Below are 21,800 nucleotides of genomic sequence, written 5' to 3'. Positions count from 1 at the left end.
ATGGACGTTATCGCCCCGCCGATTCGTCGCCTGCTCTGGCGACACTCAAGAAAAGCTTTTCAGTGCCCGTGCCCGCGCTGACCCGATTAATGATGGTGCGCCTTAGTACTCGGACAAACGGACGAGGCCTCGCTGCGCGCCCTATATTCAAGCGTTATGATCCCAAGAAACCTCTCCGTAGGGGGCACATCAAAAGCCGTTCCGACCCACGACATTGTCGCGGTTCAGGGCCCCACCCTGTAATCCGGGTACTGTGCAAACCGAGTAACCCATATGCCAGGCACTCAGGGCAAGCCATCATTCCTGTACTGCCACCGTCCACATCCGCTTCAATGGCAATTCGGCCTTCCAGTCTTCATCAAGGTGGTCATAATGAGCAAACAGTTGTTCCAGCAGATCCTTTTGCGTCCACAGCCGCACCCAGAAGAAGCTTTCCGCAAGTTCTTTTTGCGCGTTGCTTTTGAAGCCGCCCCACGAGACGAACAACCCTTCACCTGCGCCAAACTTGGAGACCGCCCCTAACAGCTTATCCACGCTCGGGCGGTCGATAGGCCCACCTCCGATTTCACTTCCACGCACAAACGCGGCAAACCAAAACCCAGCGGCCCCGAACCGGCCAGAATATCGACGCCCCATCCCCCTTCTGGGTTCTGGTACGTGATGTACCCCTGCGCCTTGAGGATCGCTTCCACTAAGCGGATGAGACCATGCCCCTTGAAACGCGACGCGATAAGCGGTGCAATCTGGTCATGGGCCAGTTCTTCAGGGTCGCTATCTTCGGCGGCCTCGTTGGTCATTGGTGAATGAGCCTTTGTGACCGCCGTTATGGATTCGGGCTTCCAGCCATTAGCCCGCATGGCGCCGATGCGTTGCTCGGCGTTGTTGCGCTGCACGCGGCATATGGTCAGAAATGCGCCGAAAGTGTAGAGCAAATCCTTGCCGAAGCTGGCGCGCGGAACCGACCCGCCAATCCATTTCACCGGCCGCCAGTGGAAGGACGGTTTCGGCCCCTGCAACTCCGCGTGGTAATCCCCGACCACTTCTCCGACATAGATGGTGGGTTGCGTCTTGAACGGCAGGATAACGAGGTCGCCTTTCCGTATCTCATAGGAAAAAGGCCAGACTTCGCTTACCCAATCCTAGATCGCCTTGGACTTTGTGTAACGTCTGTCCTTTTTTTTAAGGCTTAATCCAGGCGAAATGTCCCTAGCTCTTGTTGGATGACAGAAAGAACGGTCCTTGTTTGATCTTGAGACAGTCCAGACGTAAAAAAGGCCGGCCATCCTCTGATATTCTGGGAAGCTCTCACACTTTTCACAAGAATCTTTAGCGGCTTCGCCCCAGTATGTATATTTTCCATGGACCCTTCTCGTACGTCGATTAATGGGGGCCCGTTACGCCTAATGGGTTATTAGTAGCCATCCCTCAGCAGAGCCCGGCGGCCGTCCTTTGTAAGCTAGGCGTTGCCACTCTTACGTCTGGGGTTATCGCTTTTGATAATCTTTGCTACGAGCGCGTTCCAAAGATCCACGGTTCGACCAAGCGTTTCTAACGCCACTCGCAACGGTTCAAGAGCGGACGCAATGTCATCTTCCTCGATAGCCTGTGCAAGCTTCTCGGCATCCACACGAACAGGGAGGGCCCACACACCCTCCTTATCGTCAAACCGGAAACCCGCTTGATGCAACTGGGCGTTTTGGCCTGGTGCTCCTGAGCAAGGGCTTTCCAGTCCTTCTTGGCTAGGCCCGCGCCTCTCCAGTCGAACTCTGTCACAAATCCGATTTCATCTTTGTTGGCACCACACAGTATGGTCACCCAACTCCAGTCCTCTTCTTCTGACAAGCCCATGATATAAAAATATGCGGGGCCGTGCTCTGCGGGTTCTCCCGGCGAAGTCCGCCAAGTCACCGGCCGTAGCCAAATATCCAGATGTTGATCATTATACGTCGCCTCTCCAACCCATCGCTTCTTTTCTATCCAATCCGTGATCTCCTCATTTATTGCCCCAAAGACTCGCGGTTCTATGACGTTGATAAGATGCTCAATAGACTGCTCTATTGTGGACATATTCCGAATAACTAAGGCGTCAACATTGGCTACCGTACTCATATGCATTTTCTCCGTTTTATAATGCGTTGATGTGAGTTGCAAACTGATTCAAGTAGTGACGAACCGGGTGGTCGACTAACAGGACCGTGGCGCTTCGACGCAAAGCCTTCGCTACATCAGCCCAACTGATTTCGACGATGTGTGCCCTTTCCTCGGATCTTACCGGTTCTCGTCGTTTACCTCCGGGCGTGATATACAGCACACCTACGGCCTGGCCGTTCGCGCGCCGTTTTGCCAGTTGGTAGTAACGATCCAACTGGCCAGCACGTTCTGGTGCGCCAATCTTGAGTTCAAGGAAGACGAAGGCGTCGTCACTCGTAATCTCGATATCCACCCGATTGGTCATGTCACCGTCAGGACACGACTCGACATACGTTTTGTACCCCCTCTGAAAATGCGAGGAGCGCGGGAATCCCGCAGGTAAGCGTCCCTCCAAACTCTCAAGGAGCGTGCGCAGAACAAGCGAGTCTTGGCCATGGTTACCGTGGTTGTCCAAGAACCAAGCGAGCACCTGCGCATTCCGCCTCTCATCACGCCCTAGGCCTGCAACAACCCATACATTGGCCAAAACACCGGTCGCTCGGTACTCCGCGAGCGGTCTCTCCATATCCTGGCAGAACGCTTCGAATACTTGCGCCGACACCCGCACAGGTATCGGCGAGGGGACCTAGGGGGCAACCCGGGCCACGCCGCTGTGAAATCCGCCAAGCGATCCCAAAGGGGTCGTGGCGGGTCACGATGAAAATGGACGCGTAACGCCGACAAGGCGTTAGCCAACGCGGATAGCGAAAGCGCATTGGGGCGCTTGTTTTGGGTCGTACTCTGGATGTCCCTAAAGGATAGCGTGAAAGCCGCCAAGGCTCTGGCGAAATGTGGATCATTGACTCGACTGGTGGCCATTGAGTTCTGTCTCCTTATGGTATCCATGTCATGGTCTATCGTCATCGTCGGGTGCCACCGCGTATTTCAGTCTCTGCCAGCGATACACGAGGATAAGTAGGTCGGCATAGCAATGGGGTATTTCGGCGACTGTCTTCGATGTCTCTGACATCGCCCCCCGCGGAGCCCCTGCTGCCCATGTCGAATCCACCATCCCCTTTAAGCGCTCATCAAAGGTCCCTGCGACATCACCGCCATCACGGTCGCCATGCTTCTTCAATGCTCCCATGTGCGCCATTTCCGGCGGCATTGATCTGTCTTGGTTCGGCCCCGTAACGCAGTGCAAGGTTTCGTGCCGTTCCGGCCATTGCCTTGCGCAAGCGGATCGGCTTCACTACCTCTGCCTTCTCCCCAAAGCCCAGGATCCACCAGCGCAGCTGCTCGGTTTCCGGGACGGTCGCGTTCACCTGTACCCGTCCGTCGCACGTTGGCGTCAGGCGTTGATCTTCGCTCAAGGGCGTCTCTGTGAGGTGGCGTGCGGCGTCGGCGTCAAGCCACAACTCGAGACGAATAGTCTTCCCCTCTCCAAAGCCCATCCGGCCCGAGGCGATATAGGCATCCAGATCAAAGTCGGGGGGCCGGACCACAGGGACCTCGAGCGCCGTGACCGTCTTCATGCGATGCAAGACCAGAAGAAATGGGTCCGTGTAACCGAAGAAGGTGCATACGAGGTACAAAACGGCGCCGCGCTGCACGAGTCCCAGCGGATGGACCGCCTCATACGTGATGGGGCTTTTCTCGCCGGGCTTTAGATAACGGATCTGCACTTGGTGGTCTGTGAGGAGCGCCTCGTAGAGGGTTCTCTGGACCTCGGGGGCTATGGGCGGCACCCGCAGCGTCTGCGTCGGGGAGACGACGCGCACCTTGTCGACCCAGGAGCGGCGCGTGGGGCCAGCCTCGGCAAGCCGCGCGGCTGCAAGCGCGAAGGCAGGCTGCAACTCCGCAAGGACCGCGGGCGGCAATAAAGGCCGCAGGTGCTGCTCGACGAGCTGAAAGGTCAACGCCTGGGACAGGGTAAGGCCGGGGATCGTGAGACCTGGGGCATCCGCCCGCCAGCTCCACCCAAAGGGCTTGCTGCGCTCATCGGCGAGCAGCGGAAAGGGGACGGTCAGCCTTTCGAGGTCGCGTTCGACCGTGCGCTTCGTGACCTGATACCCAGCCTTGACGAGGCTTGCGTGGAGTTCCGCTGTGGTCGTCTTGACGGGATACCGGGGAATCCGTCGCAACATCTCCCACTGGCGCAGAATCGTCTCGCGCTCGCCCGCCATGACCGCCCTACGCGCGCGCATGACGCCGCCTTGTGGTGGCCGCCTGTAGCACCGTACGCCCGGAGGACTCCCGGCCCGGCGCTGCGGGACTGCCCTGGCACACCCCCGACGCAACCCGGACTGTGGATCGCGCACACTCCCCGAAATGTCGTGGCATCGTCTTATCGTTATGTTGTATGTGAAGTTTAGCCCTGCTTCAGGAAAGCCGCCAGCCGCACGAGGGCCTCGGTGTCCCGGCCGCAGTAGCGCCGCAGGGCCTGATCGAGGACCTGTTTGCGGTCCGGCGGGGTGTCGGGGGCGATGGCCTCCCGATAGGCCTCCTGGGCCCCGCCCCCATCCTGCACCTCGGACAGTTCGGCGTAATCCAGATCAGGCGCGATGGTCGGCAAAACGGCCTTGATCGACCACGACCCCTTCATGGCCGGGTGGTAATAGTGCGCGCGCGTCAACGGCAAAAGATCGATCAGGCGCGAAAGAAGGGCCGCAAGCGATGCGGCAAGCTCCGGATATCGGAGGGCGAGCTCACGGATGACACGACCCTCGAAGCCCTGGTTATAGACACAGATAGGGCCCTTCGTGCCCAAGGCCGCAATCAGGGTCTCGGCAAACGCCCTGGTCGGATCGGCGCCGGAGAGATCCAGGAACTCCCAGTGGCTTAGGGCGCCCGATCGGTCCTCGCGATGGCAGGACCACTGAAAGGGCAGCTGCTCATAGGGACGCGTGCCCGGCCAGATCGGCACGGCGAACTGGATCGTCTCGAAATCCACGTAATAGCGGGGGTAATCGAGGACCGCAAGAGCCGCCCGGGCCCCGGGGCGCAGCTCGGGTTGACCGGAGCAGGTCACCTGCCGCACCCACTCGTGAGCGGGGACGGTGAGCACCCCTGCCGGGACATCCCGCACGTCCTGGTAGCCTTTTTCGGCCAGGGCGGCGATCGCCTCCGCCCGGATCCGGGGCAGACAGGAGAGCGGATATTCCGGTGCCTGCGCATGGCAGAAGGCCTGATAGGGGCAGGGATAGGGGTCGTTGCATCCGTCCGTTTCATCCGGCATGGCGCCTGCCAGCGTCCGCCGGGCCGCATCGATCCATCCCGGGACCTCGGCCTGGATAGACGTCACGGCCCTAGTCACGTCCTCCGCGGCAAAGAGGCCATTGCGACTCCCATCCGGCCGGACCTCGTGGTAACAGCCACCCCCCGGGTAGACGAACGCGCTGTTGATGTACTGCAGCACCCGACGCTTCAAGGGCACACCCGCCGCCGCGAAGATCTGTGATTGAATGGCGACATCCTCGAGCTGATAGTCTTTAACATGGGTCGATGACTTCACCTCGATGAGATCGAAGGCTGCGCCCCGTGGCCGGGGCACCAGGACGTCGGCCCGCACCAGCACCCCGTCTTGCTGCACGGTGGCCTCGAACAGGGGCTTGCGCGCCGCAAGTGCTGTCTGCGTCTGGCTCAAGGCCTCGGTCAGCGGTCCCTCGGGGGCAATCAGGATGCCATCCGGCCAGCCCTGACGGGCGATGACGCCCACGTCCGTGCCCGTCGCCAGAACCGCCTCGTTCGTGTCGTCGGCCGGCACGCAGTCCGGCCTATGGACCGACAACCAGAGCCTACGCGGACATTGCCGGAACGCCATCAGTTTCGATTTGGACAAGCCGAAGACGCGCGTCATACCCTCCCCTCTTCTCGCACCCGTCAGGCGCCAATGGATCGATCATAGGCAAGACCCCGCACATCCTTGTGCTTGACCCAGATGAACCCATCACCCTTCGAGAGCAGGGCCACGTCCACCGGCTCTGACACCGTCTGCTCCTCATCGGCCGACATGCGCATAAAAAACGCGGTCAGATTCACGAGTGACTCGGCCATCTTCGCCAGGTCCTGGCGCGGGAGCGCGCTCACCGCCGACAGAAGCGGCTTCGCGTAGGGCCGCAGAACCTCCTCACGCACCAACTGGGAGAACGCCTCCGCCCTTTCCTCGATCTCTTCGGGTTCGTCTTCGTCGTCGTAATCCTCCAGATCCTGCGGCATCCGGGCGGCCGCTCTCATGAGCTGACCATAGATGCGCGGATGGATCCCTTGGATCACGGAATCGATGATCTCTCTTTGCCCGAAAGGCGCGACCGTGCCGTCCGAGTCCTCGCCGACCCGCGTCTCGTCGGCCTTCCGGTAGCGCAGCGTGCCCGCGGCCAGCGTACCGACCTCGTATTCCAGCAAAATCGGGAAGGGTTCGGCCTCCCCCATGCCGGCGATCACCACATGGCTGCGATCGCGGGGGTGGAACCACTCCTTTTGGTAGGCGAACTCCACAGTCTTGCGCAGGGCCTCCTGCAGGGCGGGGGTCAAGGCCAATTCCTCAAGGAGGTCATGCTCAGCCTCGTCCAGGGCCTCGGCAAAGATCTCCCGCACACGCTGGCCATAGCCCGAACTCACGCAGGCGAGATCCGGATAGCGCTCCCAGTCCTCATGGTCTGCGGCGATGATGGCCGCGAGCTTTTTGAGTTTACCCTTGGGGGTGGTTTTTTCCTCTTCCGCCAGCATCCTTTCCAGTTCGTCCACATAGCACTCCTTCCAGAAGCCGTAGACGAGGCTCTGCAGCCAGTGTGTCTGCGTCTCTCCGGGGAAGAGCCAGTCGGCCCCCTCGATGAACGCAAGGAAGTCCTGCGCATACTCGGCCAAGGTATCAAAGCGCCGCCCCCGAGCTTTTGCGCGTAGACCTTGACGACCGTCTCCCACGGCACGCCCATGATGTCGGCCGGACCGTATGTCATGATGGCCACCGGCAGATCCGGGGATAGACAAAAGAGCTTCTCGGCCGTGTAATAGACCTTGCTCGCGTTGCCATCCCCGTCGCTCAAGGTGACGGCGCTATCTGCGGCGAGCGCAATACCCCGTTTGTTCATGACCACCACTTCGCACGTCATAGGCCCTCCCCTGTCGCAATCGCCCTTATGGATCATCCGGCCGCGATGGCTTTCCGCGTCCCCGATACGACCCATCATAGGTCCCGGCTGCGACAACCCATGTCGCATGGGAAGATCCGGATCGGGATGGCCTGGGGCGCGTCATATTCCGAGATGGGGCATGAGCTACTTCGCCCTTGCGGCTCCCGCAAGCTTGCGTGGCTGTCGTCTGAAACGCGTTTGAGGTCTTATAGCGCCGTTGGTGTCCTGTTTTGGGGCTGTGGACCGGATGCGGTAAGGCACCCAGGCACAATTGACATCATCAGTAAACAAGGATGGATATGGCAGCGTCCCCACAAAAGATCCACGCGATTATTCACGAGGCGGCCCTGGCGAGTGCCGCCGCAGCGGTGAGCTTCGCGCAGGTCCCTGGTGCCGATGAGGCGGTCATCCTCCCGATTCAGGCGGCAATGGTCATGGCCATTGCCCGCGAGCACGGGGCCTCGGTCACAGAAGGTGTTGTGGCGAAGTTTCTCTTGCCATATGCGAGTCTGACCGTGGGCCGCGTCGTCGTAGAATGGGTTGTGGGGTGGTTGCCTGGCGCCGGCAACGCTGTGAATGCAGCGACAGCCGCCGCACTGACGGAAACCATAGGCTGGGCGGCTGATAAGTATTTTGGGTCTTTTGTTCGCGCCTAGGTATTACCGCGTACACCCATTCCTTTTAAATTCTCCCCATTTCGTTTCTACTAAATGCACCCTGCTGTTCAACAACAGCCACAGCCCTAGCCGAGCCCTTTGTTCCCTCACTTTCCCTCACGCATTTTCGCGCGTTGAGGTGTATCCCGCATTCGACGCCGATATTGGGAATTGCATTGTGTTTCCATGCCCTGCCTGAACGTAAGGGACTTCCGTGCCCTCTGTATTTTCGACAAACTTAGCCAAGTCTCCGCTCCAATGATGTATTTTCCTGGAGCGCATGCAACGCCAGTTTTCTAGGCCTATATCATCCCCTTATTCCCGCTCCTCAGAGCTCATCAGCGCATTGCCGATTTCGAGAATAACAACTGGTTAAGCATTCGAGTTTCATGGCGATGGCTTAGAAATAATCATCTTGCCGCCATTTTGGGTGATGTGAAACCTGTTGAGAACATTCATTCCCAGCAAGGCTTGCGTCTCCATGTCGGGCATCACGGCGACCTGTACGTTTTGCACACGGAAGTCGCCGAATTGCAGATCCCGTGCCCCAGCGACGCAAACCTGTGCCTCGCCGTTTGCTGTCGTGAAACGCGCTGGCACACAACCGAACAGCCCCATGTGCCGCGCTACGCGTTGCGATACCGAGGTCAGAGAAGCCCCAGTATCCACCACAAACCGCACAGAAACGCCGTTAATCGATCCGTTTATCACATAATTGCCGGTGCGGTTTGTGCCGAGTACCACCGAGCCATCGCGCAGAATCTGAACCCGTGAACTCCCCATCCCCGGGATAAATGTCGTGACCAGACCATAAAAAACCAGGCCAATCACAACCCAGAGCAGGATGTACGAAAACACGGGACCCTTGCGCTTGGGTGGGGCTGGTTTGCGTGCGACCGGTGGCCTATCACGCTGTGCGTCTTTGTACCAGTCCCGGTCTTGGTATCCCATCGTGCCCGGAAGCTTACTCTGCGCGGCCTCCAGAATAAAGCCTGAGCCAGCAAGGCTCTCTCTATTACACATACCGTGGCCACCCCACCCTGAACGACATCACGCGCGCCACCGTGAAGGGCGTGAACGCTCTCGCCATAAGGGGAGACGATCATGAAGATCACAACGATGGGAATGGATCTGGTAGAGACGGTTGTTGCCATCCACGGTGTCAAGGCCCATGGCAAGGCGGCTGTCAAAAAAACTATGCAAACGTCTTCAAAGGCGCACGTCTTTCTCCAGCCATAAGCCTTGTCTCATCGCCCTCGAGGCCTGTGGCTGTGCCCACATATGGGGCTCGAAAACCCTCGGCGCCAGGACACACGGTGAGGCTCATGGCCCCGCACCTCGTGAAGCCCTCCGTCAAAGACCCCAAAGAACGATGCCGTCGCTGCCGACGCGATCCCGGACACGGTCTCGCGTCCCAATATGCGCCTCGTGCCCATCAAGAGCACCGAAAGCCATGCGCTCCTCGCGGCCCACCGCGCCCGCTAGGCGTTTGTGAAGGCGCACAGCGCTTAAGGCCAATCGGATCCACGGATTGCCCTCGGAGTTCGGTCCCTAAGGGGCCATAAGGAGGGCTCAACGCGAGCGGCTCTCGAATGTGCAGTCGCTCCCCTCGGGGATCCCCATAATGCTGGACATATGCGCACAATCGATAACCACTCTTTCGCCGGTATGGAGTTTGGCTGCCGCCGCTTTCTCAGACCCCTTCATCGTCATCTGGTCGTTGACATGGCGCCTACTTTGCAGTGATACCACAGGCCGGTTTGCGAAATCCAGCGCGATGGAGGTCACAACGCCGCTTATCCGTACCGTGTGTCCCGCCAAGCGACGGTTCATCGCCCCCGGATCGGTGTGGTAAGCCGTGTAAAGCTTGCGGGCCGAAATCGTGACCACAGGAAGGCGCGGCGATGTGCTGGCGCCTGTCCTGTGAGGAACGAATAGGGGTAATGCCACATCGGCAATCACGAGCCCGAAAAAGGCCACCACCGTGGCCGCGGTAAGTATGCGCCATTGAATTTCGGCGCAATGGGGGCACTGCAAGGTGCGGTAGTTGATGGTTTGCTTGCAATGTCGGCAGATCATGGTGTTCGTGCTTCCCGTGTCAGAGCGATGCGTCTCTCGCGGGGAGTATAGTGGCAAGCGAGACGATCGGCCACACGGTAAGGGCCGATACGCGCGCCCAAGGTCCTGCAGCCAGGGGGCTGCCGGGCGGGCGCGCCTGTAGCCTCGCCTGTTTCTGCCGTGAGGCTTGGTGTCCCGGGTAACGACTGTCCTCCTTTTTGCCCGGTCTCGCAGGGACCCTCTTATACGGCCATCTCGTTTGGTCGCGCCAGGAATGCCGATCGCCGGAGACCGGCGCACAGACCCGGGTAGGCGCTGCGAACGTGGCCGGCTTCTATCTTGAGTATTTGGCAGCAAAGCGTTGGTGAGGGTACGAATGCACGATATACGCCTTCGGTATCCAGGGATCCGCGATGCGGCCTTTGCGGATGGGGGCCTCATTAGTACCGATGGCACGCGAGGCAGGCATGCCCGCAGCGGCCACTTGCCGTTACGTAAAGCTTATCGACACCCTTCACCGCACCATAGTGCCAACCAAGAAGGTCAGGCCTCGAGGAGTTGGCTGAGATGGACCCCAACCCCTGGACAGAATCTCCCGATCCTTAGGTGGATTATCTGCCGGGTTGGTCAAGCGGCTAGATCCCAGGACGCTGTGGTGTAAGCCTCCCACGGTGTCCGTCGATCCAGTGCTTGATGAGGCCTCTCATGATTATAGAAATGGAAGTATTTTGCAAGAGAGGCCCGTGCTTCAGGTATCGATGCATAGGCCTTGAGATACACCTCCTCATACTTGACAGAGCGCCACAACCGCTCGACGAACACGTTGTCACGCCAGCAGCCTTTGCCGTCCATGCTGATGTCGATCGTGTGGGCCTTCAGGACGTCTGTGAAGGCCTCGGAGGTGAATTGCGCCCCTTGGTCGGTGTTGAAGATCTGCGGGGCCCCATAGAGCTCCAGGGCCTCCTCCAAGGCCTCGACACAGGAGTCGGCCTCCAGGGTGGTGGCCAGCCGCCAGGAGAGCACCGCACGCGTGGCCCAGTCCATGATGGCGACGAGATAGCAAAAGCCCCGGGCCATGGGGACGTAGGTCACATCCGCACACCAGACCTGGTTGGGCCGGGTGATGGTCATGCCTCGCAAAAGATAGGGATAAATGCGATGACCCGGACCCGGGGCGCTGGTCTTGCGCCTGGGGTACAGGGTCTCGATCCCCATGACCTGCATGAGCCGCTGGATGCGCTTGCGGTTTACGAACACGCCGTCGCGCTCGAGCCGGTCCCGCAGGCGCCGCGAGCCCAGGAAGGGGTGCTGGAGGTGGAGGGCATCGAGCCGCTTCATGAGCGAAAGATCCTCCTCGGAGACCACAGGCTTCCCCTGGTAATACACGCTCGAGCGGGGCACGCCAAGCCACGCGCATTGGCGTGCGATCGGCACCACCGGATTCTCGCGCTCGACCCGTTGGAGTCTCTCAGCCGTGGTCATTTGCCGAGCACTCGTGCGAAAAAATCGTTCTGGACCGTAAGCTCTCCAATCTTGGCCAGCAAGGCCTCGCGATCGCTGGTGGGTGTCGTCCCCGTGGGCTTGCCGAAAATGCTCGCCGCCTGGTCGATCAACTGCCGGCGCCACTGGGTCACCTGGTTCGGATGGACCTGGTGTTTGGCTGCGATCTCATGGATAGTCTTTTCCCCGGCCAGGGCCTCAAGGGCCACCTTGGCCTTGAACTGCGGGGCGTGATTGCGTCGTGTCTTGCTCATAGGATTTCTGCTCCTTGTTGCGTTACTGTAAGGGCAGATAATCACCTAAGCTAGTGTCCAAGAATTGGGGTCCATCTCTGGCCTCCAGTATTCGTCCGTAGGGCTTCGCCTTGCCGCTCACTGTGCGGCCCACACCAGACGGTCGCTGCGAGGTCCTTACGGGTTGGCGACGTCTGCTCGCCTGCCGAAAAGCCGGCTTAGACGAGCCTGGCCTGCCCGGCGACCGTGCGACAATTCGCCCCGGGCACTGGCTATGATATGCAGCAATGTCATCATCACCAATCTATTGCGCGATCGCGATGTTGAAACGCAAGGAGGTAGCGAGCAGCCCGTTGCGGAAGTAGAAGCGATGCCCCAACGAATTGCCGAGTGGTGTATCCAGCACCAATCTGCCGCAACCCAGGATGCACGCCTCGCGCTTGAGGCGTGCCATCAAATGCTCGCCATGCCCACGGCCGCGCAAGGCTCCATCGGTGACCAAGTCGTCGACATACAGGAAGCGGCCGTACACGAGGTTCTCTTGCACTCGAAAACCTGCCAACGCGATCACGCGCGAGCCCTCAAGCAGCGCCAGGAGGCGATAGCCACCGGCCACCTGGCGGCGCCAGCGGTCGACAAACTCATCTTCGGTGGCAAGGTGTGGCCGCAACTGCGCCATCAGCGGGTAGCAACGCCGGACACCATCCTCGTCGTCGACATATTGCGGGACCGTCGTCGAGGTGATCATGAAGAGTTTCCCGATGCCGAATGCTCAACCGCTACCTGGGGCGCGAATCGGAGCGCCCCGGCTATGCGATTCCAGGCATTGATGGCGCTGACAGCGACTGTCAGGAACGTGATTTCGCTCTCGGAGAACTGCTCCTGCAGTTCGGCATAGATCGCATCAGAAACAACCGATCCGGCCATGAACGTCAACGCTTCCGCCCATGCCAAGGCGGCATGCTCACGTGCGGAGAACACGCCCGCCTCACGCCATGCCGCCACCAAGTCGAGCTTGACCGAAGGCACCCCGATCTGGCGCGCCACGTTCAGGTGGTACTGGATACAGAATGCGCAGCCGTTGATCTGCGAGGCGCGCAACTTGATCAGCTCGACCAATGATTTGTCGAGCCCCGAGTCACCGACGACTCGGCCAAGGGTACCGAGTGCAGCGGCCGCCGCCGGCGCGATTCGATCAAAAGTGGCGCGGTCGATGCGGGGGTTGTGTTTTGGGGGCGTCATGATGGTCATTCCTGTCTGCCATGGTAAGTGTTAGTATCAGTGCTCGAACATAATATACGAACACTGACATTATGAACAAGACCACGAACAGGACCACGGTACCAAGCGTGGGCGAAGGCAAACGGGGCGAGCAGGGTCACATCGGCTACCTGCTGCGGCAGGCGAATGCCGCCCATCGGCTTGGCATGGAGCGTGCTTTGAAGGACTTGGGGGTCACGCTGCCGCAGTTCTCGGTTCTAACTATGCTCGCAGCCTATCCCGGCGCATCGAATGCGGACTTGGCGCGTCTGTCATTGCTGACACCACAGACCATGAGCGTGATCGTGACGAACCTGGAGCGCCGTGGCGCGGTCTTGCGCCGCCCGCATGCGGTGCATGGGCGCATTCGGCACATTGAGGTGACCAAGGCAGGGCTACAGCTACTCGGCCGGTGCCGCGCCCGCGTAAAGGCGGCTGAAGAAAAACTGCTAGCTCATGTGTCTCCAACCGACGAACAAGTGATCAGGCGCTGGCTGGTGAAAGTGGCGGCGCTTGAAGTTGGACTCTAGTTGAGCGGCTCGTTACCGCAAACAATCGCCCAAAAACTCGGGGACAAGCATGGCAAGCCTTTGCACATACGGACTCCATTCCCTTATCCGGTACAGGTAGTCCGCCGATTGGAGTCTGCCTCATGTATCGCAGGTCTGCGCCGCGTTCGAAGGCGCGCAGCCTCCTGGCCGCAGGGCGCGCAATCCATGGCCGCATCGGTGCGTGCTGGGAACGGCGGGCGGTTGAAGGCCCATGCGGCGTCCGGGTGAGTACGCCTCGACCTTCGTGGCGGCTACGTCGCCGGAACCCCACGCGCGGCGCCCGATCACCGGGGCTTCGCCCGGCGCGGCCAAAGGATCTTCGCACCGGAATATCGCCCACCGTCAGGCATAACGGCATGCCAACCCTTGCTCGCCGTTGTGAGCCCCTCTCGGCGACAGAACTTCAGGAGAAGGCCTCGCAGGTCCCGCGGCTCGCCCATGCAGCTCATGACGCGAAGAGCTGTCTCCCTATGCTCGGTTATCGCCTGCGCGGGCCCGGCCTCCTTGACGGAACGGGAGAGGGAGATCTGCCCACTCCGGTTGCCCCGTCCACCCGATCGACCTGTCCGGGGCCCACACGATATCAGCGCGAAGCCGGGTATGGGAGGGTTGTTGGAGCGGTACGGCGCATCCGGCCTGCGCTCGGCATTGAGGTAGGTGAAGGACTCAATCGGTGCCTCACCGGCACCAAGCGCGTCTTCGAGCGGCGCGTCGCCCTCGGCTCCGCTGCCGAGCAGGCGCGGCTTTGGGATACATGCCGCCCCCGCAAGGCATCGATCTGCGCGACGTCATCATCGCCGTCGAAGGCGATGGATTCCGTGCCCAAGCTTTTGGCATACCTGGACGACTTCCAGGTCAACGACACCGCAGATCTCAGCGTGAGGCGCGGCGACACGACGCGCGAGACGGCCGCAATCTTGCGACTGGGGATGTGACGGTAATGAAAGGCAAGGCGCCACTCGCGAGGGTGGCGCCACCAGACAAGGCCGTTCCGTTCAGCTGTTGATTGGGATGCTGCGGCCGCGCGGACTGCCAGCCTGGGCGCGCTTGTCGATGGTGACGGTAAGCACGCCGTTCTTGAACGAGGCCTTGAACGTATCCTGATCGGCATCTGCCGGCACATTCAGTGCGCGCTGGAAGCTGCCGTAACTGCGCTCGATGCGGTGATACTGGGCGTCCTTATGCTCTTGCTCCTGACGCTTCTCGCCGCGGATGTAGAGCACGTCGTCTTCCAGCGTGAGCTGGATGTCCTTTTCCTCGACGCCCGGCACCTCAAGCGTGATGCGGTACTGCTTGTCGGTTTCCTGGATGTCGAGCGATGGACGTAGAAGGCCCTGCCATTCGGGCGCCACTCTCGGCCAGCTCAGCCGTGGCCAGGAAAGCCCGAAACCGTGGAAGGCATCATTGAAGAGTCGATCCACCTCACGGTGCAATTGCAGCAGGGGATCGAGGGTAGTCGACGGCATGCTGGCCGGCGCAGTTGCTTTCGTTATAGGCAAGCTACTTACGTCCTGCTGAACCTCCTGTTCCTTTTTGAACCAGTTCCATGGCGCCCATTTCTTCAAGTCGATGTTCATGGTCTTCTCCCAATCGTTGACTGGGTGAAGCGAATGTGAGGTCCGACACGTGGGATTTCAAGGCCTCGATCATGCTGGCGCGAACCGCGCTGGGTGCTCTTTCACTGGCTCTCAAACCGCAAGCGTGCTCAAAAAGCGCCGGCGGCGCAGCTCCAGTCTTCACTATCAAGGCCTCGCGTTGATGGCAACCGTCGCGTCGGCGCCTCGATCTGCGGCAGGGCGACTCACCAGACCTTTTATGGCTGAGCAGCGGTCGATCGACGCGGCCAGCGCTGCTTCCATGCGCTGCTGGTCGGCAAGACACATGGGCATGTCGGCGAGCCAGTGCGCGCCAGGCTCACGGGCCTGTCGTGCTGGGGCCGCTGCGCCAACCTTAACCCGCGCGGCAGCGGCCACGCCACCCCCCTACCCCATCACCGGCACGTTGAGCCCGACGGGTGCGTACGTACTTGATAGCCCAGGGCCTGGATCTCGCTGCGCCCCCAGCAGCGGCACCAGCGCCGCGGCGCCGCTCGGGGGGGGGGGGGGGGAGCGGATGAGGCGGCTGATGTCCATGAAGGCGCTGTTCGGCGGGGGAGCCAAGTCGTTCCAAGGGACTTTTACGCCGACGGCGGCTCGTTCAACTCATAGCTAGTGCTGCGCCCACCCGCGGCGGATTTGCGTAATGCGCCGTAGGCCAGCAGTTCGTTGATGTCGCGCAGGGCAGTATCGGGCGAGCACTTGGCGATGGCTGCCCACTTGCTGGTGGTGAGCTTACCTTCGAAGCCGTCGAGCAGGCAGTTGAGTAGCTTCACCTGACGCGCGTTAATCGGCGTTTCCGCGAATCGCTGCCAGAACCGCGCGCGCGCCAATACGGTGTCTAGGGAGTGCTGTGCCTGATCGACCGCGCGGCGCAGGGCGTCGAGGAACCAGGCGAGCCACTCTGTGACGTCGAGCGTCGCCTTCTGGGTCCGTTCCAGGACGTCATAATACGCCTTGCGTTCCCGTTGGATCTGCGCCGACAGGCTGTAAAAGCGTTGCGGGCTGCCGTCGGCGCGCGCCAGCAGCAGGTCGCCGATGGCACGGACGATGCGACCGTTGCCGTCGTCGAAGGGATGCAGGGTGACAAACCACACATGGGCGAGTCCCGCCTTGATGAGTGGAGGCTCTTCCGACTCCCCGTTGAGCCATTCGAGATAACGACCCATCTCGGCCTCCAGGCGATCGGCCGGCGGCGCCTCGAAATGCACGCGCCGCCGGCAAATGGGGCCGGACACCACCTGCATCGGACCGCCGGCATCGTCCCTCCAGCCGCCAACGAGACCGGAGTAGCCGGTAGGAAAGAGCGCTGCATGCCAGCCGGACAAGCGCTTCCGCGTAACCGGGGCCACGCAGTTGGCGGTGGCGTCGAGCACCATCTCGACCACACCTTCCACATGCCGATCCATCGGCGCCAGGGCGCCGATGTCCACACCCAGGCGACGGGCGATACTCGATCGCACCGACTCGACATCGAGCCGTTCACCCTCGATCTCGCTGGTCTTGACCACGTCCTCAGTGAGCGCTGAGAGGCTCGCCTGGTCGCGCTTTGGCCTGCCGATGTCGGCTAGACACCCCATGAGCAGGCCTTGGGCACGGCTGACCTCAGCTATAGGCCCTGCGAGCGCTGCCAGGTCGTAGCGCCAGCGCGGCCAGTCGCTGGCCTGCCAGATGTACTTGTAATCGCCGCTGTTCATGCGGAGATTATGAGATGTATTCACTGCGGGCGCAACATATTCACCGCAGATTATACGGTGGTTTGTTCGAGTGTTTACCGCAAGAAGTTGGGTTACCCCAATGATTCCGGTTGTTGGGGTGGTTATTGGGTGTAAATGGGTGAGACTCTGGGTATTTCCCGCACGAGACACATCCGTTTCGGATAGTTCGATATTCATTCAGTTCCATGCAGCGCCGTGCACCCTTGAGCAACAGAATTCGTTGCCGCTCGCGCACCGACGTCGACTCGAATGAGATGGACCCCAACCCCTGGACAGAATCTCCCGATCCTTAGGTGGATTATCTGCCGGGTTGGTCAAGCGGCTAGATCCCAGGACGCTGTGGTGTAAGCCTCCCACGGTGTCCGTCGATCCAGTGCTTGATGAGGCCTCTCATGATTATAGAAATGGAAGTATTTTGCAAGAGAGGCCCGTGCTTCAGGTATCGATGCATAGGCCTTGAGATACACCTCCTCATACTTGACAGAGCGCCACAACCGCTCGACGAACACGTTGTCACGCCAGCAGCCTTTGCCGTCCATGCTGATGTCGATCGTGTGGGCCTTCAGGACGTCTGTGAAGGCCTCGGAGGTGAATTGCGCCCCTTGGTCGGTGTTGAAGATCTGCGGGGCCCCATAGAGCTCCAGGGCCTCCTCCAGGGCCTCGACACAGGAGTCGGCCTCCAGGGTGGTGGCCAGCCGCCAGGAGAGCACCGCACGCGTGGCCCAGTCCATGATGGCGACGAGATAGCAAAAGCCCCGGGCCATGGGGACGTAGGTCACATCCGCACACCAGACCTGGTTGGGCCGGGTGATGGTCATGCCTCGCAAAAGATAGGGATAAATGCGATGACCCGGACCCGGGGCGCTGGTCTTGCGCCTGGGGTACAGGGTCTTGATCCCCATGACCTGCATGAGCCGCTGGATGCGCTTGCGGTTTACGAACACGCCGTCGCGCTCGAGCCGGTCCCGCAGGCGCCGCGAGCCCAGGAACGGGTGCTGGAGGTGGATCGCATCGAGCCGCTTCATGAGCGCCAGATCGTCCTCGGAGACCACAGGCTTCCCCTGGTAATACACGCTCGAGCGGGGCACGCCAAGCCACGCGCATTGGCGTGCGATCGGCACCACCGGATTCTCGCGCTCGACCCGTTGGAGTCTCTCAGCCGTGGTCATTTGCCGAGCACTCGTGCGAAAAAATCGTTCTGGACCGTAAGCTCTCCAATCTTGGCCAGCAAGGCCTCGCGATCGCTGGTGGGTGTCGTCCCCGTGGGCTTGCCGAAAATGCTCGCCGCCTGGTCGATCAACTGCCGGCGCCACTGGGTCACCTGGTTCGGGTGGACCTGGTGTTTGGCTGCGATCTCATGGATAGTCTTCTCCCCGGCCAGGGCCTCAAGGGCCACCTTGGCCTTGAACTGCGGGGCGTGATTGCGTCGTGTCTTGCTCATAGGATTTCTGCTCCTTGTTGCGTTACTGTAAGGGCAGATAATCACCTAAGCTAGTGTCCAAGAATTGGGGTCCATCTCTGAATGAAGTGGTCCCTACGCAGCGGACCTCATAGACGGGTCTTGATCTGGGTGTTGCATTCTGCGCGCATACTCGTTGGGCGACAAGTATCCGAGTGATGAGTGCAGGCGGACAGGATTGTAGAATCCGTGGATGTATTGCGCGATCGCTCTGTGGGCGTCCTGTTTTGTCGCATACGGCTCGGTCGCTTCTTCGGTCTTCAGTGTTGCGAAGAAGCTCTCCGAGACCGCATTGTCCCAGCAATTTCCCTTGCGACTCATGCTGGCCACCATGCCAAGTGCGCCGAGAGCGTTGCGGAAATCATCGCTGGCGTACTGGCTGCCGCGGTCGGAATGAAACACCGTACCGGATGGCGGTGTCTGGAGATGGCAGGCATTGCGCAGCGCATTGAGCACCAGCTCATCGGGCATGCGATCCGAGAGGCTGTAGCCGAGCACCTGGCGTGTCTGTAAGGCGATAATCACCGCCAGGTACAGCCAGCCCTCACGAGTGGCAACGTACGTGATGTCGCTTGTCCAGGCCGGCACGGCTGTGTCGACGCTAAATCGCCTCTGTAGGACGTTCGGGGCGATGGCGCGCTGATGGGCACTGTCGGTCGTGCGCGGCACGAAGCGCCCTTTACGCACGCCTCGCAAGCCTTCCTCGCGCATCACTCGATGCACACGTTTGGGGTTGATGCGCATGCCCTGTGCGCGCAGGGCATGCGTGAGGCGCCGGCGACCATAGCGGCGCCGGCTTTCCTCGTGGACCTGTATGATCGCTGCACGCAACGGAGCGTCCGCGTCGCTCTGTGGCGCACGTTCTCGGGCCTGCCAGGCGAAGAATCCCGACGTCGATACCTCAAGTACCTTTCTATTACACACATCTTTCTGTCAACAAAGCATGAGGCATCGATGAATATCGATAGGTAATCGAATGGCCTGTCTTATGCGTTGCAGAGATGCCGGCGAAAGTCCCGCACGAGCGGATAGATCCAGATACTTTTGACGGGCTTTGCGTGGCGATGCAAGACGTCGAGCTTACCGCGCCCTTGAGTATCCCCAAGGTTTTGCCAGTTGGCCGCCTTGTAGCAGGTACCGGTAAAGCGCGGCTTCTCGACGAAGGTTTCGAGCAGAACCGGGCGATAGCTGTAGCGGGCGTGCCAGTCGTCGGGGAGTCGGCGGCTGACCAAGGCCAGGATCCGTGAGGCCAAGTTTGGGCAATGGATCCACGGCAGAATAAGGAAACGGGCATTGTTGACGATCAGGTGCAGATTGCGTTGCCGCTGATCGACCGTCCAGCCGATGGCCTGATCGCGGGGCTTGACCTTCCAGGCGCTGGCCCCGAAGCCCAGGGCCGCGACGATCTGGCCTTGGGCGCGTACGAAGTAGCGCAGTTGCGCCCCGGGCATGAGGGTATGCCCGAGGTAGTGGTGGCGTTCGATATAGGCGTTCCACAGCCGCGATTCGGCTCTGCCGAGGACCGGATCAATGGTGAGCGTAGCGAGATCGATGGCCGGGATGACGGCGGGTTCGCAAACCGCCTGTTCGATGTCCGGATAGGACCGGTAGGTGACGGGCTTGGGGTTGCGCGGCGGGGGCAGTGTGATCAGCCCATCGGCGTGCATGCGGTTGAGGGCCACGCGACAGCTCATATCCTTCAGAGCGCCATTTTCCCGGCGCCATCCGAGCCTCTCACAGACTTCCCGGGATAAACGAGCACGGTTCATCTGGGGGGTCGTGAGCCACTCGCGGATCAGCGCGATCTCGGCTGGTGTAAACTCTCGTCCGCAGTAGCGCATCGTTCAGCTCGAGTCGCGCGGGCTGAGGACATGTTTATGGGCACGCAGTGTCTCGACCGTCTCGTAAAGACTCGTCCAGCCGCGCCAGAGCACGGTGACGCCGGGTTCGCCATCCCCCTTGCGGCCCAAGTGGCCGCCGAGCCGGCCCAGCATGCGCACCATGTCGCGCAGCGTCGGGGCAGGACCTGCGGGGGGCAATGCCCGCGTGACGCGGATATGCAGCGCTTCGACCTCCTCCTCGGAGAACACCTCGGTGGCCGGCCGATCCGGGTGCGCGCGGGCCAGGTAGGTCACATGCATCAGGCGCACGCCGATGATGCTGAAAAGCGTCAGATAGCGCTTGAGGCGCAAGGCCTCCTCGAGCAGGCAGTCCTCGACCTTGCAGCCGGATTTGAGCACCTTATGCCAGATCTCGATGCCCCAGCGCCGCCCATACCACCGCACCTTCTCGGTGGCGGACGCGAAGTCTTTGACGATGAGATTTGTGAGCAACACCCAGCTGATCGGCTCCACCCCGGCCGGCGGGGACGACTCGGTCGCCCCGATCAGGGTGACGGTCACAGGCTCGCTGGAGCCGGACGTCTGGGCCGCCCCACGGCGCGGTGGGGGCTGGATCGTGACCTCGGCTGTGCGCACCTCGATCGCCGCCGTGCGCGCCTTACGACTGCCGTTGCCAGGAACCTCAATCGTCATGCTCCCCCATGCCGGGGCATCGCTCAACGCCTCGAGCATCCGCGTGCAGCCCGCGCTGTCTTCGGGCACGAGCTTGCGGTCGGTGCGCGCGCGGATGAGATAGTGCGCCTGCAGGTCCTGGGCGCGTGTCAAGAACTCGAAGAAGTCCGATTCGCGGTCGGCCACGGTGACGACCGGCACGCCCGCGGGCGCCCGCTCGACCGTCTCTTTGAGCGCAATAAGCCATTTCGCGCTCTCTTTTTCCTCGATCGCCGTGACCTGCAGGCGCTCGATCTTCTCCTGATAGTCTTCCTCCGGGATCTCCCCGCGCGCCCAGATGCTTTGGCTCACGATCCCGAGCGGCACGCCCGAGGTGGTGAAGGCCAGTGCGTTATGCATGATGAGGCCCCGGTCATGCGCGGCGTTGCTCTTGCCAATCGGTCCGAGGCCCCGAGTCCTGACGTGCCGGCCGTAGGAGAAGAAGACCGTGTCCTGCATCACCAGCACCGCACCCCCGCAGCCGGCCATGCGCGCGGCCGTCGCTTCCCAATGGGGTTTGAGGATCCCCGCCGCGCTCGCCTTGGCATTATTGAACAGCCGATACGCCGCTTGCGTACTGGCCCAATTGCCGCACGCTTCATTGATCGGCGAGCCGGGAGATTGGGCGAGATATTCCGCAGTTTTCACCAAGCGACGATCCAGGCGTTTATCGGAGAGGTCGGCGCGGGCAAACTCTTGTCTCACCCACTCGACCGACTCTGTGCCGGCCTCCATGATCGCCCGCACATCCGGATCCCCACAACGCCTCGACTTTTGCACGCCGTCCGCCTGTCCTTGTCGCACGCCGCGACAACCGCCACCTTACGCAATCTCGGCGCGTGTGTCCAGCACTTTCGTTAGGCGCGTCAAACAATCAGAGAAAATCGCCAAAGATGTGTGCAATAGAAAGCTCAAGTACCCGGCACATGAACCCGATCGGGTAGTGAGTCCGCTGC

General features: G+C 60.9%; 22 protein-coding genes. 4 read left to right on the top strand and 18 right to left on the bottom strand.

The genetic code is table 11. The features are described 5' to 3' along the window. Nucleotides 1-297: 297 nt before the first annotated feature. The 7 genes from C4900_RS16235 to C4900_RS07090 all read right to left on the bottom strand — a co-directional run bounded on the left by C4900_RS16235 (nucleotide 298) and on the right by C4900_RS07090 (nucleotide 7,053). Nucleotides 298-534 carry a restriction endonuclease gene (locus C4900_RS16235; protein ID WP_065969418.1) on the bottom strand — a complete coding sequence of 79 codons (237 nt, stop codon included), beginning with the start codon at nucleotides 532-534 and terminating at the stop codon, nucleotides 298-300. Then, entirely contained in the window at nucleotides 519-1,040 is a 522-nt protein-coding gene (locus C4900_RS16230) for a hypothetical protein (protein WP_211306812.1), read from the bottom strand. The genes C4900_RS16235 and C4900_RS16230 overlap by 16 nt, the downstream gene beginning before the upstream one ends. 508 nt (nucleotides 1,041-1,548) lie before the next feature. Next, complete coding sequence (locus C4900_RS07110) at nucleotides 1,549-2,109, bottom strand: hypothetical protein (protein ID WP_114282782.1); 561 nt, start codon at nucleotides 2,107-2,109, stop codon at nucleotides 1,549-1,551. A gap of 16 nt (nucleotides 2,110-2,125) precedes the next feature. Continuing rightward, on the bottom strand, nucleotides 2,126-2,716 hold the full coding sequence (locus C4900_RS07105; RefSeq protein WP_228579955.1) for a PD-(D/E)XK nuclease family protein: 591 nt from the start codon (nucleotides 2,714-2,716) through the stop codon (nucleotides 2,126-2,128). 529 nt (nucleotides 2,717-3,245) lie between these two features. Continuing rightward, entirely contained in the window at nucleotides 3,246-4,337 is a 1,092-nt protein-coding gene (locus tag C4900_RS07100) for a helix-turn-helix transcriptional regulator (protein ID WP_083995696.1), read from the bottom strand. A gap of 164 nt (nucleotides 4,338-4,501) precedes the next feature. Next, nucleotides 4,502-5,989: a DUF2779 domain-containing protein gene (locus C4900_RS07095; RefSeq protein ID WP_083995695.1), complete on the bottom strand. Its 1,488-nt coding sequence runs from the start codon at nucleotides 5,987-5,989 to the stop codon at nucleotides 4,502-4,504. A gap of 23 nt (nucleotides 5,990-6,012) precedes the next feature. Continuing rightward, nucleotides 6,013-7,053, bottom strand: coding sequence for a hypothetical protein (locus tag C4900_RS07090; RefSeq protein ID WP_147267151.1), 1,041 nt, complete (start codon nucleotides 7,051-7,053; stop codon nucleotides 6,013-6,015). A gap of 508 nt (nucleotides 7,054-7,561) precedes the next feature. On the opposite strand from C4900_RS07090, the gene C4900_RS07085 reads away from it, so the two are divergent. After that, nucleotides 7,562-7,918: a hypothetical protein gene (locus C4900_RS07085; protein WP_141689216.1), complete on the top strand. Its 357-nt coding sequence runs from the start codon at nucleotides 7,562-7,564 to the stop codon at nucleotides 7,916-7,918. A 387-nt stretch (nucleotides 7,919-8,305) separates the two neighbouring features. Here the strand turns inward: C4900_RS07085 and C4900_RS07080 are convergent, their stop codons facing one another. Next, nucleotides 8,306-8,941, bottom strand: coding sequence for a retropepsin-like aspartic protease family protein (locus C4900_RS07080; RefSeq protein WP_065969411.1), 636 nt, complete (start codon nucleotides 8,939-8,941; stop codon nucleotides 8,306-8,308). A gap of 81 nt (nucleotides 8,942-9,022) precedes the next feature. Here C4900_RS07080 and C4900_RS16895 point away from each other — a divergent pair, with 81 nt between their 5' ends. Continuing rightward, complete coding sequence (locus tag C4900_RS16895) at nucleotides 9,023-9,157, top strand: hypothetical protein (protein WP_267254365.1); 135 nt, start codon at nucleotides 9,023-9,025, stop codon at nucleotides 9,155-9,157. 333 nt (nucleotides 9,158-9,490) lie between these two features. Here the strand turns inward: C4900_RS16895 and C4900_RS15980 are convergent, their stop codons facing one another. The 4 genes from C4900_RS15980 to C4900_RS07055 form a co-directional block, all read right to left on the bottom strand. Next, complete coding sequence (locus C4900_RS15980) at nucleotides 9,491-9,997, bottom strand: OB-fold protein (RefSeq protein WP_065969409.1); 507 nt, start codon at nucleotides 9,995-9,997, stop codon at nucleotides 9,491-9,493. A gap of 606 nt (nucleotides 9,998-10,603) precedes the next feature. Continuing rightward, nucleotides 10,604-11,730 (bottom strand): IS3 family transposase gene (locus C4900_RS07070; RefSeq protein ID WP_114282776.1). Its coding sequence is split into 2 segments (ribosomal slippage): nucleotides 10,604-11,469 and nucleotides 11,469-11,730, totalling 1,128 coding nucleotides; the frame shifts between segments, so codons are not numbered across the junction. 283 nt (nucleotides 11,731-12,013) lie between these two features. Then, nucleotides 12,014-12,457 carry a GNAT family N-acetyltransferase gene (locus tag C4900_RS07060; RefSeq protein WP_083996056.1) on the bottom strand — a complete coding sequence of 148 codons (444 nt, stop codon included), beginning with the start codon at nucleotides 12,455-12,457 and terminating at the stop codon, nucleotides 12,014-12,016. Continuing rightward, entirely contained in the window at nucleotides 12,454-12,951 is a 498-nt protein-coding gene (locus C4900_RS07055) for a carboxymuconolactone decarboxylase family protein (RefSeq protein ID WP_065971419.1), read from the bottom strand. The genes C4900_RS07060 and C4900_RS07055 overlap by 4 nt, the downstream gene beginning before the upstream one ends. A 71-nt stretch (nucleotides 12,952-13,022) precedes the next feature. Here C4900_RS07055 and C4900_RS07050 point away from each other — a divergent pair, with 71 nt between their 5' ends. Together C4900_RS07050 and C4900_RS15820 are read left to right on the top strand one after the other, a co-directional pair. After that, nucleotides 13,023-13,499 (top strand): MarR family winged helix-turn-helix transcriptional regulator, encoded by a 477-nt coding sequence (locus C4900_RS07050; RefSeq protein WP_065971416.1) that lies wholly within the window; start codon nucleotides 13,023-13,025, stop codon nucleotides 13,497-13,499. 491 nt (nucleotides 13,500-13,990) lie between these two features. Then, the gene (locus tag C4900_RS15820; protein WP_147267150.1) at nucleotides 13,991-14,455 is read left to right on the top strand and encodes a hypothetical protein; all 465 of its coding nucleotides are present in this window, start codon (nucleotides 13,991-13,993) and stop codon (nucleotides 14,453-14,455) included. Nucleotides 14,456-14,515: 60 nt separating this feature from the next. Here the strand turns inward: C4900_RS15820 and C4900_RS07045 are convergent, their stop codons facing one another. The 6 genes from C4900_RS07045 to C4900_RS07020 all read right to left on the bottom strand — a co-directional run bounded on the left by C4900_RS07045 (nucleotide 14,516) and on the right by C4900_RS07020 (nucleotide 21,624). Then, nucleotides 14,516-15,097, bottom strand: a complete 582-nt coding sequence (locus tag C4900_RS07045; protein ID WP_065971415.1) for an Hsp20/alpha crystallin family protein — start codon at nucleotides 15,095-15,097, stop codon at nucleotides 14,516-14,518. Between the two features lie 599 nt (nucleotides 15,098-15,696). Then, nucleotides 15,697-16,812, bottom strand: a complete 1,116-nt coding sequence (locus tag C4900_RS07040; RefSeq protein WP_065971863.1) for a Fic family protein — start codon at nucleotides 16,810-16,812, stop codon at nucleotides 15,697-15,699. 335 nt (nucleotides 16,813-17,147) lie between these two features. Beyond that, nucleotides 17,148-18,274, bottom strand: a protein-coding gene (locus tag C4900_RS07035; protein WP_114282771.1) for an IS3 family transposase whose coding sequence is annotated in 2 segments (ribosomal slippage) — nucleotides 17,148-18,013 and nucleotides 18,013-18,274 — 1,128 coding nt in all. Because the reading frame shifts where the segments join, the coding sequence is not laid out codon by codon here. Between the two features lie 93 nt (nucleotides 18,275-18,367). Then, nucleotides 18,368-19,216: an IS3 family transposase gene (locus C4900_RS07030; RefSeq protein WP_114282769.1), complete on the bottom strand. Its 849-nt coding sequence runs from the start codon at nucleotides 19,214-19,216 to the stop codon at nucleotides 18,368-18,370. Between the two features lie 62 nt (nucleotides 19,217-19,278). Further along, nucleotides 19,279-20,133, bottom strand: coding sequence for a DUF4338 domain-containing protein (locus C4900_RS07025; protein ID WP_114282479.1), 855 nt, complete (start codon nucleotides 20,131-20,133; stop codon nucleotides 19,279-19,281). Nucleotides 20,134-20,136: 3 nt separating this feature from the next. Continuing rightward, the gene (locus C4900_RS07020; protein WP_147267127.1) at nucleotides 20,137-21,624 is read right to left on the bottom strand and encodes an IS4 family transposase; all 1,488 of its coding nucleotides are present in this window, start codon (nucleotides 21,622-21,624) and stop codon (nucleotides 20,137-20,139) included. Nucleotides 21,625-21,800: the final 176 nt, after the last annotated feature.

This window comes from Acidiferrobacter thiooxydans (genome assembly GCF_003333315.1).
Lineage (GTDB): Bacteria > Pseudomonadota > Gammaproteobacteria > Acidiferrobacterales > Acidiferrobacteraceae > Acidiferrobacter > Acidiferrobacter thiooxydans.
The sequence above is the reverse complement of the archived record's forward strand: the minus strand, read 5'-3'. Positions and strand labels throughout refer to the sequence as shown.

Excerpts from the sequence above, each read along its gene's own strand:
- C4900_RS07110 (WP_114282782.1), bottom strand. The coding sequence starts at position 2,109 with ATGAGTACGGTAGCCAATGTTGACGCCTTAGTTATTCGGAATATGTCC.
- C4900_RS07105 (WP_228579955.1), bottom strand. The coding sequence starts at position 2,716 with ATGGAGAGACCGCTCGCGGAGTACCGAGCGACCGGTGTTTTGGCCAAT.
- C4900_RS07100 (WP_083995696.1), bottom strand. The coding sequence starts at position 4,337 with ATGCGCGCGCGTAGGGCGGTCATGGCGGGCGAGCGCGAGACGATTCTG.
- C4900_RS07095 (WP_083995695.1), bottom strand. The coding sequence starts at position 5,989 with ATGACGCGCGTCTTCGGCTTGTCCAAATCGAAACTGATGGCGTTCCGG.
- C4900_RS07085 (WP_141689216.1), top strand. The coding sequence starts at position 7,562 with ATGGCAGCGTCCCCACAAAAGATCCACGCGATTATTCACGAGGCGGCC.
- C4900_RS07080 (WP_065969411.1), bottom strand. The coding sequence starts at position 8,941 with ATGTGTAATAGAGAGAGCCTTGCTGGCTCAGGCTTTATTCTGGAGGCC.
- C4900_RS16895 (WP_267254365.1), top strand. The coding sequence starts at position 9,023 with ATGAAGATCACAACGATGGGAATGGATCTGGTAGAGACGGTTGTTGCC.
- C4900_RS15980 (WP_065969409.1), bottom strand. The coding sequence starts at position 9,997 with ATGATCTGCCGACATTGCAAGCAAACCATCAACTACCGCACCTTGCAG.
- C4900_RS07060 (WP_083996056.1), bottom strand. The coding sequence starts at position 12,457 with ATGATCACCTCGACGACGGTCCCGCAATATGTCGACGACGAGGATGGT.
- C4900_RS07055 (WP_065971419.1), bottom strand. The coding sequence starts at position 12,951 with ATGACGCCCCCAAAACACAACCCCCGCATCGACCGCGCCACTTTTGAT.
- C4900_RS07050 (WP_065971416.1), top strand. The coding sequence starts at position 13,023 with ATGAACAAGACCACGAACAGGACCACGGTACCAAGCGTGGGCGAAGGC.
- C4900_RS15820 (WP_147267150.1), top strand. The coding sequence starts at position 13,991 with ATGCTCGGTTATCGCCTGCGCGGGCCCGGCCTCCTTGACGGAACGGGA.
- C4900_RS07045 (WP_065971415.1), bottom strand. The coding sequence starts at position 15,097 with ATGAACATCGACTTGAAGAAATGGGCGCCATGGAACTGGTTCAAAAAG.
- C4900_RS07040 (WP_065971863.1), bottom strand. The coding sequence starts at position 16,812 with ATGAACAGCGGCGATTACAAGTACATCTGGCAGGCCAGCGACTGGCCG.
- C4900_RS07025 (WP_114282479.1), bottom strand. The coding sequence starts at position 20,133 with ATGCGCTACTGCGGACGAGAGTTTACACCAGCCGAGATCGCGCTGATC.